This window comes from Leptospira sp. GIMC2001, assembly GCF_028462125.1.
Classification (GTDB): Bacteria; Spirochaetota; Leptospiria; order Leptospirales; family Leptospiraceae.
Genome location: NZ_CP115468.1, coordinates 3241994 through 3260180, shown reverse-complemented (window position 1 = coordinate 3260180; position 18187 = coordinate 3241994). Strand labels below are relative to the sequence as shown.

The 18187-nt window shown below is 37.1% G+C and carries 19 protein-coding genes; 11 read left to right on the top strand and 8 right to left on the bottom strand.

Going from position 1 to position 18187, the window contains the following annotated elements; all coding sequences use genetic code 11:
- The first annotated feature begins 59 nt into the window (after nt 1-59).
- The 6 genes from O4O04_RS16460 to O4O04_RS16435 are packed head-to-tail and all read left to right on the top strand — an operon-like array spanning nt 60 to nt 7103.
- Nucleotides 60-1064: an NAD(P)H-dependent glycerol-3-phosphate dehydrogenase gene (locus O4O04_RS16460; RefSeq protein WP_272532872.1), complete on the top strand. Its 1005-nt coding sequence runs from the start codon at nt 60-62 to the stop codon at nt 1062-1064.
- A complete protein-coding gene (locus tag O4O04_RS16455; protein WP_272532871.1) occupies nt 1061-3652 on the top strand; it encodes a hypothetical protein in 2592 nt (863 codons plus the stop codon). Before O4O04_RS16460 ends, O4O04_RS16455 begins: the two co-directional genes overlap by 4 nt.
- Nucleotides 3649-4497 carry a hypothetical protein gene (locus O4O04_RS16450; protein ID WP_272532870.1) on the top strand — a complete coding sequence of 283 codons (849 nt, stop codon included), beginning with the start codon at nt 3649-3651 and terminating at the stop codon, nt 4495-4497. The genes O4O04_RS16455 and O4O04_RS16450 overlap by 4 nt, the downstream gene beginning before the upstream one ends.
- Before the next feature lie 19 nt (nt 4498-4516).
- Nucleotides 4517-5863, top strand: coding sequence for a hemolysin family protein (locus O4O04_RS16445; protein WP_272532869.1), 1347 nt, complete (start codon nt 4517-4519; stop codon nt 5861-5863).
- A complete protein-coding gene (locus tag O4O04_RS16440; protein ID WP_272532868.1) occupies nt 5860-6402 on the top strand; it encodes a flavoprotein in 543 nt (180 codons plus the stop codon). The genes O4O04_RS16445 and O4O04_RS16440 overlap by 4 nt, the downstream gene beginning before the upstream one ends.
- 26 nt (nt 6403-6428) lie before the next feature.
- Nucleotides 6429-7103, top strand: coding sequence for a phosphopantothenoylcysteine decarboxylase domain-containing protein (locus tag O4O04_RS16435; RefSeq protein ID WP_272536125.1), 675 nt, complete (start codon nt 6429-6431; stop codon nt 7101-7103).
- On the opposite strand, the gene O4O04_RS16430 is transcribed toward O4O04_RS16435, so the two are convergent.
- Entirely contained in the window at nt 7090-7443 is a 354-nt protein-coding gene (locus O4O04_RS16430; protein ID WP_272532867.1) for a DMT family protein, read from the bottom strand. The genes O4O04_RS16435 and O4O04_RS16430 overlap by 14 nt on opposite strands.
- 16 nt (nt 7444-7459) lie before the next feature.
- Entirely contained in the window at nt 7460-8230 is a 771-nt protein-coding gene (locus tag O4O04_RS16425) for an SIR2 family NAD-dependent protein deacylase (RefSeq protein ID WP_442915970.1), read from the bottom strand.
- A gap of 49 nt (nt 8231-8279) precedes the next feature.
- On the opposite strand from O4O04_RS16425, the gene O4O04_RS16420 reads away from it, so the two are divergent.
- Both O4O04_RS16420 and O4O04_RS16415 read left to right on the top strand, forming a co-directional pair.
- Nucleotides 8280-9404, top strand: coding sequence for an aminotransferase class I/II-fold pyridoxal phosphate-dependent enzyme (locus O4O04_RS16420; protein WP_272532866.1), 1125 nt, complete (start codon nt 8280-8282; stop codon nt 9402-9404).
- A 45-nt stretch (nt 9405-9449) separates the two neighbouring features.
- Nucleotides 9450-10451, top strand: coding sequence for a type I phosphomannose isomerase catalytic subunit (locus tag O4O04_RS16415; protein WP_272536123.1), 1002 nt, complete (start codon nt 9450-9452; stop codon nt 10449-10451).
- Here the strand turns inward: O4O04_RS16415 and O4O04_RS16410 are convergent.
- The 5 genes from O4O04_RS16410 to O4O04_RS16390 form a co-directional block, all read right to left on the bottom strand.
- A complete protein-coding gene (locus O4O04_RS16410; protein ID WP_272532865.1) occupies nt 10448-10855 on the bottom strand; it encodes a hypothetical protein in 408 nt (135 codons plus the stop codon). The two genes, O4O04_RS16415 and O4O04_RS16410, sit on opposite strands and share 4 nt — an antisense overlap.
- Nucleotides 10845-11603 (bottom strand): class I SAM-dependent methyltransferase, encoded by a 759-nt coding sequence (locus O4O04_RS16405; protein ID WP_272532864.1) that lies wholly within the window; start codon nt 11601-11603, stop codon nt 10845-10847. Before O4O04_RS16405 ends, O4O04_RS16410 begins: the two co-directional genes overlap by 11 nt.
- Complete coding sequence (locus tag O4O04_RS16400) at nt 11597-12391, bottom strand: DUF2071 domain-containing protein (RefSeq protein WP_272532863.1); 795 nt, start codon at nt 12389-12391, stop codon at nt 11597-11599. Before O4O04_RS16400 ends, O4O04_RS16405 begins: the two co-directional genes overlap by 7 nt.
- A gap of 3 nt (nt 12392-12394) precedes the next feature.
- Nucleotides 12395-12730 (bottom strand): DoxX-like family protein, encoded by a 336-nt coding sequence (locus tag O4O04_RS20490; RefSeq protein WP_442915969.1) that lies wholly within the window; start codon nt 12728-12730, stop codon nt 12395-12397.
- A 92-nt stretch (nt 12731-12822) separates the two neighbouring features.
- Nucleotides 12823-14181 carry an MFS transporter gene (locus O4O04_RS16390; protein WP_272532861.1) on the bottom strand — a complete coding sequence of 453 codons (1359 nt, stop codon included), beginning with the start codon at nt 14179-14181 and terminating at the stop codon, nt 12823-12825.
- Between the two features lie 93 nt (nt 14182-14274).
- Between O4O04_RS16390 and O4O04_RS16385 the strand changes: the two genes are divergently transcribed.
- Complete coding sequence (locus O4O04_RS16385) at nt 14275-15429, top strand: tetratricopeptide repeat protein (RefSeq protein ID WP_272532860.1); 1155 nt, start codon at nt 14275-14277, stop codon at nt 15427-15429.
- Between the two features lie 41 nt (nt 15430-15470).
- Here the strand turns inward: O4O04_RS16385 and O4O04_RS16380 are convergent, their stop codons facing one another.
- Nucleotides 15471-16760 carry a PilZ domain-containing protein gene (locus O4O04_RS16380; protein WP_272532859.1) on the bottom strand — a complete coding sequence of 430 codons (1290 nt, stop codon included), beginning with the start codon at nt 16758-16760 and terminating at the stop codon, nt 15471-15473.
- A gap of 93 nt (nt 16761-16853) precedes the next feature.
- Here O4O04_RS16380 and O4O04_RS16375 point away from each other — a divergent pair, with 93 nt between their 5' ends.
- Together O4O04_RS16375 and O4O04_RS16370 are read left to right on the top strand one after the other, a co-directional pair.
- Entirely contained in the window at nt 16854-17390 is a 537-nt protein-coding gene (locus O4O04_RS16375) for a hypothetical protein (RefSeq protein WP_272532858.1), read from the top strand.
- Nucleotides 17390-18181, top strand: a complete 792-nt coding sequence (locus O4O04_RS16370; RefSeq protein ID WP_272532857.1) for an enoyl-CoA hydratase/isomerase family protein — start codon at nt 17390-17392, stop codon at nt 18179-18181. Before O4O04_RS16375 ends, O4O04_RS16370 begins: the two co-directional genes overlap by 1 nt.
- The last annotated feature ends 6 nt before the right edge of the window (nt 18182-18187 follow it).

Sequence of the window (18187 nt, the reverse complement as noted above, 5' to 3'; positions counted from 1 at the left end):
TTAAATTAAAATTATTTTCAGTTGCCATTTTGGAAAGCTAAATTAGATTTTATAATCTAATGAAAATCGGCGTAATTGGATCAGGCAGTTTTGGGACGGCACTTGGAAGTCTTTTGGCAGACAAGGGATATGATGTAGTTTTGTGGACACGTAGTCAGGAGCTTGCTCTCTCAATCAACAAAGAGCACCGCAATTTCAGACATCTTAAGGATTTGATTCTTCCAGACAAACTTACTGCAAGCACCGACCTAGAATCCGTTGTTGTTGGCAAGGATATGATAGTCTCTGCTCCTCCATCTCATGCATTATCTGAAATCATTCATAAAATAAAAGATATCATTCCACCCAAGATTCCCATTGTGTCTGCAAGCAAAGGAATTGAGAATGATTCGTTACGCTTGGTATCAGAGATTTTTGAATCAGAACTTCCAGGAAGCTTTCATTCTCAACTATCTTATCTATCTGGTCCATCATTTGCAAAAGAAATCGTAAGCAAAGTTCCAACAATTGTTTCCATTGCATCTAAGAATGAAGCAACGGCAAGACGAGTTCAGGAAATTTTTAGTTTCACATATTTTCGAACCTATTGGACTCCCGATGTTGTTGGTGTTGAAGTTGGTGGTGCGCTTAAGAACGTGATTGCCATCGCAGCAGGTGTTGCGGATGGACTTGGTTTTGGACAGAATACTCGTGCAGCTCTTATCACTCGCGGGCTTACAGAAATTTCTCGCATGGGTCTCAAAATGGGAGCTGATCCTATGACTTTTCTTGGACCATCCGGTATGGGAGATCTAGTTCTTACATGCTGTGGTGAGGCATCCAGAAATAGAACTGTTGGTTTTCGCCTTGGAAAAGGAGAGAAGCTTGCGGCAATTCTTGAATCTATGAATGAAGTCGCCGAAGGCGTGAAGACTACAAAGTCTGCAAAAGAACTTGCCGACAAACTTGGTGTGGAGATGGCGATAACCCAAGAGGTTTACAAAATGCTGTACGAAGACAAAGATCCGCGTATGGTGGTAAAAGATCTTATGAGCAGGGATCTGAAAAGAGAAGGAGTTCATTGATTTACAGGATTTTATTTTTTTGTCTTCTATCGCATTTAGTTCTTAGTCCAGTTTATAGCAGAGAGACTACCGGTTGGTTTCAATCGGGTAAGACAAGCAAACTCTATGTTGACGGGATTTTTGTTTTCGAGACTGATAAAACTGATAAGGTAGAATTACCAACAGGATTATCTGTATCGCAAGAAATTGACTCGTATCTATTTATCTGTGAGTACTTTCTTAAGAAGAAAAGTAAGCAGGGAGTTGCGGCAGTTCTCTACCAACTCAGACTCAAACCTCAAGAATACCGACTAGCCGATGCGCTGATCACAACTCTATGGAAGAAATTCCAGAACGAAGAACAAGCTTCGCAAAAGAGTCTTCAGTCCTATATCCAAAGTGAGAAAAATGCATATAACAAAACCTTGGCGAGAAATATTTATACAAGTCTTTTCTCAAATGGTGAAGATGAGAGAAAATCTCCCGAAAAGCTAACATGCAAATCTGAACTTCCTTACTATTCTCTATGCAGATTATTTCGATTGCAATTCTATCTTGACCAGACATCGGGCAAGGGAATTGCCATGCATAAGAACTATGTAAATATCATTCGTGTAGTCTCACCGTTTTACGAAGAACAGATGCTACACTCTATTCCTTTTCTAGAAGAAATTGATGAAGAATTACCGGCACGTCTTGCTTTCTTGGGATTTGCGAATGAAGCGATCAATTTTCAGCGAATGATTTTGGAAGCTGAGTCTGCCTCACTAGGTGGGTATTCGGAAAATTCTCTAGAACGCTATTCATTCCTCCAAGTAATCGCAGGTCAATTCCTGGAAGCCGAGAAAAGTTTAGTTCAGTTACTGAATATTTCTAAAACCAAAAAAGTCTCTGTTCGCAATCGAATCTATATCAAATTGGGAACCCTTGCTTATCTTCGGGGAAATTTCTTGGATTCCATGAATTATTTTTTTGGTCTCGATTTCTCGGATTGGTCCAGCTTGATATTGCATCCTCTGCTCAATGAACCTCTTTCCATACCTGGAGCAAAAGATCTCGCAGCTGTGGCCGTGTGGAAAGCGAAAGGACGAGACGTTGCAGTCAATGCGATTCGTAGCATTCCGAAAGGAGATAAAGTATATCAAGAGGAAGTCTGGCCGAGGCTTAGAATCTCTCAGATGATTATGGAATCTAATAGCGATCTATCCGGTCGGATTACAGATGAGATCAGCTATCTTGCTCAGAGTCGAGGATGGAAAAGATTAGAATATGCAGCTACTATAATACAAGGCTATAATCATATTCTCAATCAGGAATTTAGAAAGTCTACGGTTGAATTTACCAAATCTAGAGGAATATTGGCTGCGGAAGATCAGGGAATCAGTTCTGATTGGCTTCGTTTTTCTGGACTTGTGATTGCGCATCAATCCTCTGGGCAGAAAGCTCCTGTCTCAAATTTTATACAGATCTCACTCAAGCTTTTAAAAGTTGATCCTCCCAACGAACAACTGCTAACTCTCAAGAACTATAAACCAGATTCATTTACGTTGGATCGATTCATGTCTGTGTCACTTGAGCATTTGAATGAATTGCAGGATGCTCAGACAATTATGGAGCTGATCCATTCCTATAACCTTGCATCTAGTGATCTCCCTGGAATCTACGAGACCGGATTGTTCCAAATCCGTGCAGTCAACAATCGATTCAAAAATTATTCAGGATTTCAGACTCCTAGGGAAAACAATTACCAAGATTCAGTCTACACAACATCGCGAGAATCCGAAGTGGAATATCTTGATAAAGAACGAGAAGACATTGCAGACGGATTCAGCGATGAAGTCAAAAATCCCATTATTGCAGTATTGCCTTGGAAATCAGACTTATACCTTTTCAAAATGAATCCATCCCTTCCCAAAAAATCACAATGGTCATACAAGGTAATTGAAGGAAGCAATCCCACTTCATTCCAAGCCAAAGAAGTTGTGAATCAATTTGTTGCAGAACTTAAGAATCCAGAATCCATCCAGATTTATCTGAATTCAGACGGTCTTGTTTTATATGATTATTTGCGTAACATGTTTCAGAATCAAAATTTCAATCTATTCTATCGCTTTGTTGTTAGCAGCAAATATGATAAGTTGAGAAATTTGGCACCGATCGTTTGGGCTTCACCGAAGAGTGCTGAGTCTAATACAATAAGTAGTGACAGGTCCACTTTTGAAGGAACCAAAATCTTTCGCGAAAAGAATCGATTGCATATTTGGAATTATGATCCAAGTTCTAAAGGAGATCGACTACTGGATATGGATTGGAGCAATGGAGAAGATAAGGAATCAATTTCCATGAAGAAAGTCATTCGTCGAATTGATTATCGAACTGTTCCGACCGCAATGCTTGTCTCAGGTAAAACGATTACCGATTCCAATCTGAAAAATTCCAAAAGGATTTTAGACTTTTGTTCGTTTTGGCTTCGAGCAGGAACGGATGCTATGTATCTTAAGCGAGATATCGATCTAAAAAATTCAGTATCTAGATATAAAGACTTCCCGATCGGGATGTCATCTTCTAAAGACAATGATGTAATTATTGTTACTCGAGACTTGAAATGAAAATTTGGCGGATTATTGGACTCTGGATTGGAATCTTATTTTTAGCTTATCAACCGTTGTCTGCAAAGGATCAAGATTTTCTTAAAATTGATTCCAAATTTTTGTACACTCGAGCTTGGGTTCTCAAATCAGATCAGAAATCTTCCATCATCGTTCTAATTGGAATGATTCATATGGGTGAACCAGAATATTATGATGCAGTTGCGAACATTTTGAACGATTGCCATTCTGTATACTATGAAGGAATCAATATCGATGCGGAATCAAGCGCTACTAAATCATTATCTATTCAACAGATTCATCGATCAACTTCGATATCGATGGAAGGCATTGATCTTTTTCGCTTACAAGAGGCCCAAGCTACTGATGCAAAGGCAATTGGACTCGTTGCTCAATCGAATGCTTTTGTTCCTAAATCAAATTGGCGACGTGCAGATATGAGTTATAAAGAGTTTTCATCCCTTCTAAAAGAATACTACCGAGGCAAAATATCTCTAGACAAAAATTCGGATGATGGGGAGGATTACGAAATAAAGACAATGGATCCAGATTCGAAGACTACGCGGTCCAATATTAAACAAGTTCGCAGACATTTGGCTAAGAAATTATATTCAGAGAGCCAAGAATTGATCAACAATCCCAAAAATGCAAAACTATATGAACTTTTGATTCAAAAAAGAAATACAGTGGCTCTCGGTATAATTAGTAGTGAGACAACAAATCAGCAAATAATTGGGATGATGTATGGTGCTGCCCATATGACGGATTTTTTACAAAAATTAAATAAGGACTGGGGCTATCGAGTGATCAACACTCGTTGGATTCCCGCATGGAGTTTACAATAGGGATTTTTCCCGATAAGAAATGGATATAATTGGCTTAATCATTATTCTCTTTTTGGTTGCTATCAATGGTTTCTTTGTGGCAGCTGAGTTTTCTCTCGTTTCCATTCGTATTTCTAGATTAGACGAATTGATTCAAGAGAACAAACCCCTTGCTCTTCTTACAAGAAAAGCAGTCGTCAATTTGGACAATATGTTATCAGTTTGTCAAGTTGGCATAACGATTGCTAGCTTACTTCTTGGATGGGTCGGTGAAGAATATCTTGCACACGACTTAACTCGTTTGTTCAATTACTTTGGATACGATCCACCTGCAAGTTTTACGGTTCACGGAATAGCTATAGCAGTTGCCTTTTGTTTGATCACTTTTATGCATATTATATTAGGTGAATTGCTACCGAAGACAATTGCAATTCAAAGTACGGAATCTATAGCACTAGGCGTTGCTCTCCCTATGTGGTTCTTCTACTATATTTTCTATCCCGTAACTTATTTCATGAATAAGATTACGTTAGGACTTCTTAAGTTATTGCGATTGCAGAGAACTGGAGACAAGTATGTTCACAGTCCTCAAGAACTGATGATCATCATTGAAGAACAGAGTAAATCGGGTCGTATTGATAAAGAAGAGATGAAGCTTATCAAGAAAACATTTAATTTCTCTGAGCATCTTGCAAAAGACGTGATGACACATAGGCTTTCTGTTATCGGAATTGAATCGGAAGCAACGCTTGATAAACTGTTGCCACTGATTGCCGAACATAACTTTTCTCGATATCCAGTTTATGAAGAAACACTTGATAAAGTGTTAGGCGTTGTTCATGTCCAGAACTATCTACAATGGCTTTCTAAGAATCCGAAGAGCAAAAAGCAAAAAATCACATCTCTTATGCAAGACCCGATTTTTGTTCCAGAATCACTTTCTATAGAAAAGGTTATGCAAAAGTTAAGACTCACTAACCAACATATGGCGATTGTGATCGATGAATATGGTGGAGTAGCAGGGCTTCTTACTTTAGAAGATATCATTGAAGAAATTTTTGGTGAGATTCGCGATGAGACCGATCAAGACGAGAAAGCAGTACCCGATTGGAATCGCAATAAGCCAATATTGATTGATGGCGAAACAGAAATCGATGAGATTCCCGAAATATTAGAAGGTGTTGATCCTAAGGACTTGGAAGAGGTTCGGACAATTGCCGGTTTATTTCTTGAGCAACACGAGGATATGCCGAAAGAAGGATCCATCATTCAAATTCCAAAAGGTGAGCTAAAAATCAAAAAGATGGATGGCAATAAAATATTGAGCATCCAATTTACGAATCAAGCGAATCTGGCAAGTAGGGAGAGGGAGCAAGCAAACTCATGACAGCTCCAACTGGCTCAGCAAATATTCTTATAGCAGTATCTGGTAGTATTGCATCCTATAGAGCCTGCGAGTTAGTACGAAATCTCACAAAACTTGGACATTCTGTTCGGGTCATCATGACTCCAAATGCAACGGAATTCATTAGACCCCTTACATTTGAGGCTCTAACCAGCAAACCAGTATTATATGATGAATATTCATCAGGTATGCCTCATATCGAAGCGAAGTATGGTGCAGATATTATGGCAATTGTTCCCGCAACAGCCAATCTAATTGGTAAAATGGCAAATGGAATCGCTGATGACATTGTTACTTCCACCTATCTTGCAATCCAATGTCCGGTGATCGTTGCACCAGCAATGAATCCTGGGATGTGGAATCATAAGGCAGTTCAGAGAAATATATCGAGATTAATGGAAGATGGAATTCATATAATATCGCCTGAGAACGGAGTGGTTGTCTGCGGAGATGAAGGCCAAGGTAAATTGGCGGACATTTCGTACATCGAATCAGAAATCTTGAGAATTTTAGGAATTTGAGTTATTTTTAACTTCCTATGACTAATTTGCCTATTAGCAAAATCATCATTACGAGTGGTCCTACTAGAGAATGGATAGATCCTGTTCGCTATATATCCAATGCTTCAAGTGGGAAAATGGGATTCAATCTTGCTACCCAAGCAAAAAAAATCTGTAATAACGTCGTATACATTTCCGGTGGAACGGAAGATCGATACAAAGTAGTCGATCAAGTGAAAAATGTTTCAGTGGTAACCACAGTAGATTTGTTAGACGCTGTGAGTTCTGAGATTATGGATGATACTTTATTGATTATGGCAGCTGCTCCAGCCGACTATCGTCCGCGGAATCCAAGTGATCGCAAGCTTAAGAAGAATCCATCAAATGGAGAAATGGTTCTTGAATTGATAGAAAATCCAGATATTCTGAAAACTATAACAAAGCAAAAAATGGAATTGGGTTTGGAAAAATTTTACATGCTAGGTTTCTCGGCAGAGACAGAATCTTTAGAAACCAATGCGGTTCATAAGTTACAATCAAAAGGTCTTGACTGGATCGCTGGTAATTTAGTTGGAAAAGAAATTGGATTTGGTGAAGTCGAGTCTACCATTCACTTATTTAGCAAAGACGGAAGTAAGAAAATAATTGGACCTGGCGATAAAGAATTTCTTGCATTAGAGATAATAAAATTTCTTCAATCCGAGATCTCTAAGAATCTTTAGCAGTATTGAAAGCAAACGCAAAGTATCCAGCAAGCATAAGCAATGCAAAACTCACAATATAATTCCAACGAATCCTCTCTCCTAGAACGAAAATTGCGAATACAATAAACACTGAGATCGTGATCATTTCTTGTAAGATTTTCAATTGGAAGCCTTGGAATTTATAAGTCGTAAAACCAATTCGATTGGCGGGAACCATTAAGCTATATTCGAATAAAGCAATTCCCCAAGAAACTAATATAACAACCCATAACTTGTCATTTTTCATGAACTTGAGATGACCGTACCAAGCAAAGGTCATAAAGATATTGGAAAGCAAAAGTAGAATGATTGTGATCATATTTTCCTATTAGTATTTAGATACTGGATTTGATTTTTTTTAAAATTTCGGGAAGAGCCTCACCTGATTTCGCTCGAATACTTATATCAACTCGTTTTGAAAGAGAAGAAGGTTCTGGATTGATCTCAATTGAATAGGCACCATTATTGATTGCGAGATTCGCCAATTGGACGGGAACACTAACGTTGCCTGATGTTCCAATTACAAATATTATATCTGATTTGGAAAGAAATTCTGCAGCCTGATCCAACATTTGCGTATCGTAACTTTCGCCAAACCATAGTATATGTGGACGAAGCATATTAGAACAGCCATCGCATATAGGTGGACCTTCATTTTCGTTTAAATTCTGAATTGAGTTCTTATTTGAAATTTTATTTGAAATTGGAAGCGGAGTCAATTTATTGCAACCAAGGCAGCGACCGATAAAAATATTTCCATGCAATTCCGTAATTTTCTTGGATCCAGCTCTTGCGTGCAGATTGTCCACATTTTGGGTAAACAAATGAAATTCAGAAAAAATACTCTCCAATTCTGCGATTGCTTCGTGTCCAGGATTGGGTTCAGATTGTCCGCAGATATCTCTGCGCATATTGTACCACTCCCAGACTAGAACTGGGTCTTTCTGGAATGCAGCTGGCGTTGCGAGCTCTTCGAAGGAGAAGTTTCTCCACAGTCCTCCTTCGCCACGAAAGGTAGGAATCCCACTTTCAGCAGAAATTCCAGCACCAGTCAGAACTGCAATGCGACTGTTTGGTTTAAATTTTTCATATTTGATTGCAACCAAGACTTGATATTTGATCCTCACGTCAGATCATGGGGTAGGAGTTAATCCATTGTCTAGTCGAATTTATGAAAATCTTGAAAACGAATTGAATAAACGGAAAGAAAAAAATCTTTTTCGTAGTTTGAAGACATCTTCTGGAATTGACTTTTGTTCCAATGATTATCTTGGGCTATCTCGAGATGTTCGGATTGCTGAGGCTCTGACCGAAGGCATCCATCTCTATGGCAATGGATCGACTGCTTCTCGTTTGGTACGAGGACACTTGCCTGTGTATGAGAATTTTGAAAATTCCTTCAATAGATTGGTTGAGTCCAATGCTAGTCTTTTTGTAGCCAACGGATTTACTGCGAATCTAGGTCTGTTAGATGCGATTGCAAATTTAAAAACTGTAATTTTTACAGATCGTCTCAATCATGCATCTATTCTTGACGGAATAAGATTGTCAGGTGCAAAAAAAGTATATTACAATCATTTAGATCTTGATCATCTGCGCTCTCAGTTGGAAAAGCATAAATCCTCTGATCAGAAAATCATTGTTAGTGAAACAATTTTTAGCATGGATGGAGATCATCCGAATCTTGAGAAATTAGTTGAACTAAAGAAAGAATTTGATGCAATACTTATTTTGGATGAGACCCATGCTTTTGGAGTGTATGGACAATCTGGAGCTGGACTTGCAATGGATCCTCGATTCCTGAGTCCGAGCTTAGTAAAAGAGATAGATTTTCGAATCTTTACAATGGGTAAATCCTTAGGTCTTGAAGGTGGCATCATTGCCTGCAGTAATCCGAACGCTAAAGACTATCTAATCAATTGCATGCGAGGTTTTGTGTTCTCTACTGCCCCGATGCCTTGCCTCCTTCATGCTGGAATCAAGGCTTTAGAAATTGTATCTACAATGGATCTTGAGCGTTCATTGATAGAAGAATATTCCGTTTGTTTAAGAAAAAATTTATCAGATAAAAACTATGATATAGGTGCTTCGTCCTCACAAATCATTCCTGTAATTTTGAATTCAGAAAATGAGACACTGGAAATTTCTTACAAAGCTCAAAACCTAGGTTACGACTTGCGTGCAATTCGTCCACCAACTGTACCTACACCAAGGCTAAGAATTAGCATTCATTCTGATAGAACCTGGGATGAGTTAAAGGGGCTCGCAGACCTATTGTGAAATCTTCTTTGCCATAAATTCCCTATAAAAAAAAATGTCATCATGATCCCAGCAATTCTAAGTTTCGAACCCATATACAAAGATAAAATCTGGGGTGGCAATAAAATCAGCAGTATTCTGGGTCGCAAAACGCCCGAGGGAAATATTGGTGAGTCTTGGGAGATTTCTGACTACGAAGAGGATCGCTCTATCATTCAAACTGGAATTTGGAAAGGAAGAGATTTCCGAAGTATTTATAAAATGTATCCAAGAGAAGTATTGGGAGACGGCTTTGAAGGTTTGCCGTTTCCATTACTGGTAAAAATCATTGATGCCAAGGAGAAACTCTCCGTACAAGTTCACCCGAGCGATGAATATGCACGGAAGAATGATCCTAAGAATGCCGGCAAAAAAGAAGCATGGATCGTAATGCAGGCTGATCCTGATTCAAATTTGGTTGTAGGTTTTGCAAAGGATACTGATAAGAAAACATACAAGGCTCTAGTTGAATCCAATGATGCTGAATCAATTCTTCGTAAAATTCCTGTTAAACCTGGAGATAGTTTTATCCTAGAGCCAGGCACAGTTCATGCTATTGGAGCAGGAGTTTTGTTACTCGAGATCCAGCAATCTTCCGATTCTACTTACCGAGTATATGACTACGGAAGACCTCGAGAGTTACATCTTGAACGCGCTCTAGATGTTCTTAGTTTTAAAGCTTCTAAAGATAAAGAAAGAATGTTGTACAAGGAATCTAGTTTTGCAGGTGCTGGAATTCTTTCTTCGCTAACAGAAAATGATAAATTTCGGATATTTATTTTGGATGTAAAAAAGGATAATGACTATGATCCAGAAGATTATATCTTACCTGTCATCACGAAAAAGCCAAGATTCCATATCTATTCTATGTTAGATGGTTCAATAGAACTTGCTTCTGGAGAAAAATTTCACCGAGGCGATAATTTTCTCGTAACTGCACATGGAACGACAAAGGAACAGATTTTCAAAATCACAAGCAAAGAACCAGTAAAACTAACAATCTCAACCGTAGGAACAGATTGGGATTAAGGCACGTTAGCAAACTTATATATCCATATAAAACTTAAACTGATATACAACCATAGAATGGAAAAAAGTATATGAATGGATGTCTCAAATAGTTTACCATACCACAAATCTTTTGAGTATCCAAAGAATTGAACTAAAAGGCGAATAAACCAAAATATTCCTAAACCAAGAGATATTTGGTTACCAAACTCAGAATAGATCAATTCCGATTGGAAGAAAATACACAAAATACCCATTGCGAATATAACGATTCCAATAAATGCTGTATGCACATACATCATTTCACGATTGATTTGGCTTATGTTTTGTAAATCATCTCTCCATTGAAAATATTTTGGAAAACCCAAATGTATCAAAGAAAGACAAACTAGAATCCATCCAATTATAGTGAGATTAGTTTGCATTTTTACCTAAAATAAAAGTCGAAATAAAAATTGTATTTTTGATTTCTTGAATCAAGGATAGATCGCTAGTTAAAAAATTATTCCTCCAAGTATCTCTTGAATGAAAATGCAAAAATCCAATCGTATATGCAATGAAGTTCGGAATATCGCGAAGATGCTCAGTAAGGTAAATTCTTCCATCACGTTTCAATACTCTTCTCAATTCCATTAGGAAATCAATTCTTTCTTTGTTGTTTCTAATCTCATGAGCCGAAAGAAAAACTAGAATCACATCCATTGATTGATTGGAAAAAGGTATATTTCTTGATGAAATTGAAATAGTTTTTGGATTAGGCGGGTATCTCTTTCTTGCTCTTCGAATGGAAATTTCAGTATGTAGGTTTGGATCATAAAAGTCACATACTTCAACAATAGCTTCCGGAAACTTTTTTTCTATAGATTGGGATATTTCATCCAATCCAGCATGCACAATGAGTATTTTTGAATTTTCTGTAATATTTTTATTTTCTAACCAATTCAATTCATATAGATCTGAGAGATCATAAACATAGAAAGTAACCGCAAGAGATACAACGACAGGAGAAGCTAATATACATGTTAATAAGATTAAATCGGAATTATCGATAAACTGGAAAATGAAATTTGTGATATAAATAGCAATAAGCATTATAATCAATATTAAATAATAATGCCAATTGAAATAGATAACATTGATTAATCCTTGAAAAGGACTTCGATTTTCTACCATGTTTCTACGATTCCTTTTTTCCAATGGTATGATACATCTTCGATAATGAAGGCATTGGCTAGGACTGACGATTTAAATTGTTTTTGGGTTAGAAAATCTATATCATATCGCTCGACATGAATTGGTTTTGGTTTCCAATTTTCACGAACACCTTCAATGATTACAATTTTCCTCGAATTAGGGATCATAGAAAAAGTAAATGGCATGGGACCTGCAAATTTTCTAGCTTCCTGCCAATTGGGAAAAGGCGAATTTTTTGGAAGCTCAACCATATCATCCTTTGTTTTGTATATGATAATATGGAATTGGGACTGAAGAGATCGGATCTCTATACTTTTATCAACTTTCGATCGCAGCTGTAAATCATGATGATGGCTAGTATCAGACCAAGATTTAGTATATTGCGATTCTTGAATATCTCTTGTAGAATAATTGTAATGAGTAAAAATATTTCCCAAAAATTCCATTTTTTTGCGATTGGTTTCTGATTTTAAAATGTATAGTCCGCGTCTATTCTTGGCTTCTAAGTTTTTATATTTTACAAAAATCCGATAACCAATCAAATAGAAATCATTTCCCATAAATCTCGGTAAACCTTTATATCTTAAGTTACGAGTCTTGACCATGGCAATAGCCAGAAATCCATATTTATTTTGATAACTGTCTATCGTAAGTGGTTTTGGGACGAATGGTTCAAGCTCTTCTAGTGGGATTGCAAAAGTTAAAACAATTGAGTGATCAAAATCTGCCGCTATGGGAAATGGATGATTTTTTAAAAAATCTAACATATTCTAATTATATTTTTCTGATTCACGAGATAACAATATATCATAATAAATTAACATTATAATGAAAATAGAAGCAAAAATAAAATTGTATCCGCCAAAAAGAAGTAAGTCTCGAGCTAGTATGAATTCAATCGTATTCATCGTTAACACCAATAGAATCTGCAACCAAATGATCATTCGATGGTGCCATTTGGCAAGAAAACATATAGCCAAGATCATTTCACCGAAACCTATCAGAACAGTAATAGGTCTCGCAACAGTTTCGCCCAAGATTCGAGAAACGATCTCTTGGTGCCTTGGTACAAAATTGCAAATTTTACAATATACACCATTGATCATCCAGACGGAAGCTACAAAGAAATAAATTATATTTACAAGTCGTTCCCGCAATGTTAAGAGAAAGCTTTCAAACATATTCTAGCTTGTATACTTTAGCTTTTTGGTTTGAGTCGCCACGTAAACGAAAGTAATAGAATTGCTCCTATGCAAGAAAAGAAAATAAACCATAGCGCAATAGACCATGAGTAATGTTCCGATAAATAGCCAATTGCTTTCGCTTGAATCGTTCTTCCAAAAACATAACCAAAGAGTCCGATAAAACCGGCTGCAGTCCCCACGGCCTTTTTGGATGTAAAATCTAAAGCAGCAACTCCAAGTAGCATTACTGGAGGATAGATAAAAAATCCAATAACTGCGAACAGTGTAAGATCAATCCATAGAAATCCAGGTGGTGTTACAATAATTCCAACAAAAGCAAATAAAATTGGAATTAAACATAATAAACTTACCATGCCCCGCCTTCCGCCTGTTTTATCAGAGACCCAACCCATAAGAAGTGTGGATCCAATGCCTGCGAATTCATAGATAAAAGTTGAAGCTCCACCGCTAGTAAGTGTTGCTCCTTTGATCTCTTTTAGATAAGTTGGTCCCCAATCAAGTAGGCTATAGCGAACCATGTATACAAATAGATTTGCAATCGCAAAGATCCAAATGATTTTGTTCTTCAAGACGTTTTCTACTATTAGATCATAGGAAGTTAATTCCTTCTCTGCATTAGCTGGATCGACTGGACTAATTTCACCTAACAGAGGATCGTTCTCGGGAGCCGGAAAATCGTTGCGATATTCTTCAATAGAAGGAAGTCCAACTGATTGAGGAGTATCTCTTAGTCGTGCAAATAAATATACCGAAGCAAATACACAAATTATCCCTGGAATAAAAAAAGCATATTGCCATCCAAAAAATGAAGCGGAGTAGGCAGCAATGATTCCGACGAGTCCACCACCAACGTTATGTGAAATATTCCAAAAAGCGAATACTGTTCCTCGTTCTTTGAGGCTGTACCAATGACCTAGAGATCTTCCACAAGGAGGCCATCCCATACCTTGCACTAATCCATTGAGAGTCCAAAGCAAGAGATGCATATGATAGTTCTCAGAAAATCCAAAACAAAAATTCAATCCTGCAGTAAGAAGCAAACCAAATGGCATAAAAATTCTTGGATTGGAGCGATCACTCAAAGCACCCATTAGAAATTTACCGATTCCATAAGCAATTGCTGTAACCGCTAATATATCGCCGATTTGTTCTTTAGAATAGGACAATGCCTGTCCAATTTCTTTGGAAACAAGAGGAAAGTTATTTCTTACTAAATAGAAAACTGAATACCCGATGAAAGTAGATTCTAGAATCTGCCATCGAAACTTCGGATATTTTGCGTCGATCTCGTCTTGGGGAAGGCGTGGAATGGCAGGGGCAGGCTTGAAAAGATTGGCGAACTTCCGAAACATTCTCGTAACCTAAATATCGAAAAATTTATGTCAAGAAAAAAGGCTGAAATTCCACAAAAGATGCCGAAATTCTAAGTAGTGGGTCAGATAATCTTGAAAAGATTAATTCGCATAATTATAGTTATATTATTTTTTGAATCAACCCAGAACTTCGCCCAATCTTACGGTGAAGAATTGGTTTTTGCTTTTCGAAAGCAAGATCGAACCGAAGCAGAGCGAATGGTCGTAGTTGGAGAAGTGGTTTCTATTGAGAAAGCTGAGATCTTAGAGAGCTCAGCTATGACGGACATGAATCTTGATACAAGGCCGGACAATGTGGTCGTTAAAGTCTTGAATTCTAAAGATCTGCGTGTTGGACAGATTCTCTACTTAATTGAAAAAGATCCCGATCATAGAAAATTCCGAAATGGAAATATTGTTGGAGAGATCAAAGTTCGTTCCATTTTCGATACAACCTTTTTCGGTAGGCAATTGAGAGGAGAAGGATATACTCGTTTAATTGAGAACAGACCAATGACTGTCGTTCGACCATTGGAATCTATTCAAACAGAAGATGCTTTGCTTACTAAAAAGCGTGGCGACTCACTTGCCGAGAGAGACCAGATCGCACTCGCTATGCAACAGTACAAAAAGTCCATTAGTCTCGATCATAAACTTGCGGACGGACATTATGCACTCGGTTTGATTCATAGAAAAGAAGGAAAAGATTGGAAGGTCTCAACTCTTGGTGAATACTCCCTTGCTTGGAAATACAAAGAGAACTTTTCTGATCTTCGAGAGAGAATTTCTTTCTACCATAGCTATCTTAGTGTATTGAGAGAATCAATCGAAGATCCGGATACCAATAAGCTGAGAAGATTGGATATGATCAATCGGATCATTGAGATTACTGCTGACAGTGAGAAATTGATTGGGAAAACTTTTGAGACTTATACATATTCTGCTTGGGCAAACTATAAAAAATATTTGGAAACGAATGATAAGACAAGAAACCAATTTTATGAAAAAGCAGTTTCATATATTGCCTTAGCATCTAAGTATTCCAGAGATTCGCTTTTTTATCATGCAACATCCATAGAAATTCTATCTGAGGATCTAAGAGGTTGGACCAGAGGCAAGCCAATCACAAATGATATCGCGACTGCAATGAACAAAATTCGAACACATGGAAGAACTTATCTAACCATCAATCCGCCTGGCAAAGAAGTTCCTATTCAAATCATTGATATATTAGAAATTATTGAATAGCGAATTGATTTTCTTGCGCATGAATTGATTTTTTGTTATTTCTATTCAGACAAAATATTCATGCTTTTTTCATATAAATAATTCTCTAGATGCAACATGTCATCTGGTGCAGAATCAAAAAAGTTCACACCAATATGAAAGCAATCTTCTCTCTCAATAAATCTCACGATTTCTCCCCTAATCATTAGAATTATTTCGGAATTTAGAGGGATGTTCATTTTTATAATATTATGGCGTTTAAGATAATTGAATAATTTACGATTCTGTGTTTCAAACAAAAGTCCGTCCATGGAAATGTCAATAATCTGAGTAGAGTGAGTATAGTTTTCATAAGAACTAACTTGGATTGCAACTTTAGTAAAGGCATAATTTGCAATTTCTGCAAGTTCATGTATAAAAATCGCCTGAGCTGGAGTAATGGAAAATCTATCCATAGCAGTGGCATATACTTTTATATATCCAACTGCTTCATCATAGATGCGAATCGGAGTATAGATATAACTTACTAGAAATTGGCGATTTTCTTTCTTTTGCTTCTGCTTGAAAAATTCTATAGCTTCTTCACTTGATGTCGACATTTCCATTCGAATGAATTCATTATAGTAATTGGTTAAGGATTCATCTTCTAATGGTTCAAAGTAATTTTCTAGTTTATTGCAATCACCAATGTAAATCGATTTTTCAGAATTCTTAAGAATTTCGCGGATAAACTGCTCATCTTCATTTGGTTCATTTGCTTGAGAGTAAATAACAATTTCGAAATCTTTAGAAACTGTTTTGATATAATCGGATAACATAACATTGATGAGCTGAAGATTTGGTTTATCCTTACGAATCTCTTTCATTAAGAATGGAAATCTTCGTTCAGCATATAGGTTTTTACCAACAGCTCGAGTTCCACCAGATAATGAACGAAACAAAATGATAAAATTCATAAACAAATCGTCCACAGGAAGTCTTTTATTCTGCCGAAGTTGCATTGATTGAAGTTCATGTGGAATCTTAATGGTCACGACTGTGCCATGAACATCTTGTATGATCACTTCGAATTGGTACAAAATGTTCATTATTTCGAATCGAATTCGCGCCCGCCTATGTCCTTCCTCTTCGAACTCAGGAATTACAAGATTCATTGAGTCCATAAAGATATCATCAACCATGGCAAGGGATTCCTTATCGCTATAAACGAAATCGAATTCTCTTCCATCTGCTTTTAGATAATAGAATAGATGTTTTACAAGATTTATGTCACTTCCGATGATAGTCTCCGTAAACATTGTCTCCATCAATGTGATGAGTTCTTGTAACGAATCCGATCGACCTATTGCCATACTATATTATCGAGTTTTGAAAAGCGTAAATTAAAGATAACTATTCACGAAAAATTTAAGGGGGAAAATTCAGAGTATCCCGAAAATTTTAGTATGGAACAGAAATCAGAACTCAATCCTGAACTTTTCGAAATGGTGAGAACGGGCAAATTGTCCAGCTCCAAAATCCTTGGTCTCATACACCTTAAATCATTAGTTGATTCATATGCAACTAAGCCTTTCGTAGAAAATGAAAAGCTTGAAGAGATAAAGGCAAAATTTGGTGTCTATCCAGATATCATTTCTTGGGGAGACTATTTCCAAACAGAAATTGCCTCGAGATATTTTGATGAAACTGATGAGAGATTTAAGACAATACTTGAGACGATACGATTTGATCTTGTATCTGCGAACTTAATTTTTGCAGGAAAACCGGATAATTTCAGGGATCGAGTAAGAAGTGAAGCTCTGATTTCTAAATCAATAGATTCTTACTTATGGTCATTTGAAAATGAAGAAAACGTTCACTTAGAAATCTTATTAGATTATTATGAAAATCTTGGATTAGGAGAGAAACCTTTACCTACATCTGAGAGAATATGGTATGAAGGATTTGATCTGAATGAATTGCAACATAGGGCTGTTGTCTAATGGCATTGATTGAAATTGAGACTAAGACCGTTCCTACAGGTGAAATCTTATATTTATTTCTAAACAACCCTCTTACAAAGAACTCAATGACTTGGGAGATGGGTGAGCTTTTTGAAAAAAATATGAAACTTCTTTCGCAATCCAAGAAACCTCCAAGGGCGATTGTAATTTCGGGTCGTAATGAAATCTTTTCTGCTGGTGGTGATTTGAACCTTCTCAAAAGTTTTTCTAAAAAATCTTTCTCTGAGAACCGCAAAGGAATGAGGAAATTCTATAATTTCTTTTTATCAGTACGAAATGTACCAATTCCAATTGTTTGTGCGGCAAATGGACATGCTATCGGTGCAGGGCTTGCAATCACACTCGCTTGTGATCTAAGAGTTTATGCAAATGAAGGCAAATATAGTTTTAATTTTGTAAAGTTAGGTATTCATCCTGGAATGGGAAGTTCCTATACAACTCAAGAATTGATTGGCAAGTCACGTGCCAATCGTTTACTGTTCCTCGCGGAGACTCTTTCAGGAAAAGAAGCCGCAGAATGGGGATTATGTGATTATTCTGTATCCAAGAAAGATGTTCTGTCTAAGGCAGAAGAACTTGCAATCTCACTTTCTGAAGCAGCACCCATGGCGCTTAGAGAATTGAAAGAAAATACGTATTCTGACGATGCTTTGCAAGCAGCCCTAAAAAAAGAATCAGAAGCTCAAGCAAAGAATTTCATTAGCGACGATTTCAAAGAAACCATTCGCTCAATAGAAGAGAAGCGGAAACCTGTGTTTTTAGGAATTTGACTTTAT

Excerpts from the sequence above, each read along its gene's own strand:
- O4O04_RS16370 (WP_272532857.1), top strand. The coding sequence starts at position 17,390 with ATGGCATTGATTGAAATTGAGACTAAGACCGTTCCTACAGGTGAAATC.
- O4O04_RS16375 (WP_272532858.1), top strand. The coding sequence starts at position 16,854 with ATGGAACAGAAATCAGAACTCAATCCTGAACTTTTCGAAATGGTGAGA.
- O4O04_RS16440 (WP_272532868.1), top strand. The coding sequence starts at position 5,860 with ATGACAGCTCCAACTGGCTCAGCAAATATTCTTATAGCAGTATCTGGT.
- O4O04_RS16450 (WP_272532870.1), top strand. The coding sequence starts at position 3,649 with ATGAAAATTTGGCGGATTATTGGACTCTGGATTGGAATCTTATTTTTA.
- O4O04_RS16430 (WP_272532867.1), bottom strand. The coding sequence starts at position 7,443 with ATGATCACAATCATTCTACTTTTGCTTTCCAATATCTTTATGACCTTT.
- O4O04_RS20490 (WP_442915969.1), bottom strand. The coding sequence starts at position 12,730 with ATGATCAATGGTGTATATTGTAAAATTTGCAATTTTGTACCAAGGCAC.
- O4O04_RS16390 (WP_272532861.1), bottom strand. The coding sequence starts at position 14,181 with ATGTTTCGGAAGTTCGCCAATCTTTTCAAGCCTGCCCCTGCCATTCCA.
- O4O04_RS16380 (WP_272532859.1), bottom strand. The coding sequence starts at position 16,760 with ATGGCAATAGGTCGATCGGATTCGTTACAAGAACTCATCACATTGATG.
- O4O04_RS16410 (WP_272532865.1), bottom strand. The coding sequence starts at position 10,855 with ATGCAAACTAATCTCACTATAATTGGATGGATTCTAGTTTGTCTTTCT.
- O4O04_RS16405 (WP_272532864.1), bottom strand. The coding sequence starts at position 11,603 with ATGGTAGAAAATCGAAGTCCTTTTCAAGGATTAATCAATGTTATCTAT.
- O4O04_RS16400 (WP_272532863.1), bottom strand. The coding sequence starts at position 12,391 with ATGTTAGATTTTTTAAAAAATCATCCATTTCCCATAGCGGCAGATTTT.
- O4O04_RS16445 (WP_272532869.1), top strand. The coding sequence starts at position 4,517 with ATGGATATAATTGGCTTAATCATTATTCTCTTTTTGGTTGCTATCAAT.
- O4O04_RS16460 (WP_272532872.1), top strand. The coding sequence starts at position 60 with ATGAAAATCGGCGTAATTGGATCAGGCAGTTTTGGGACGGCACTTGGA.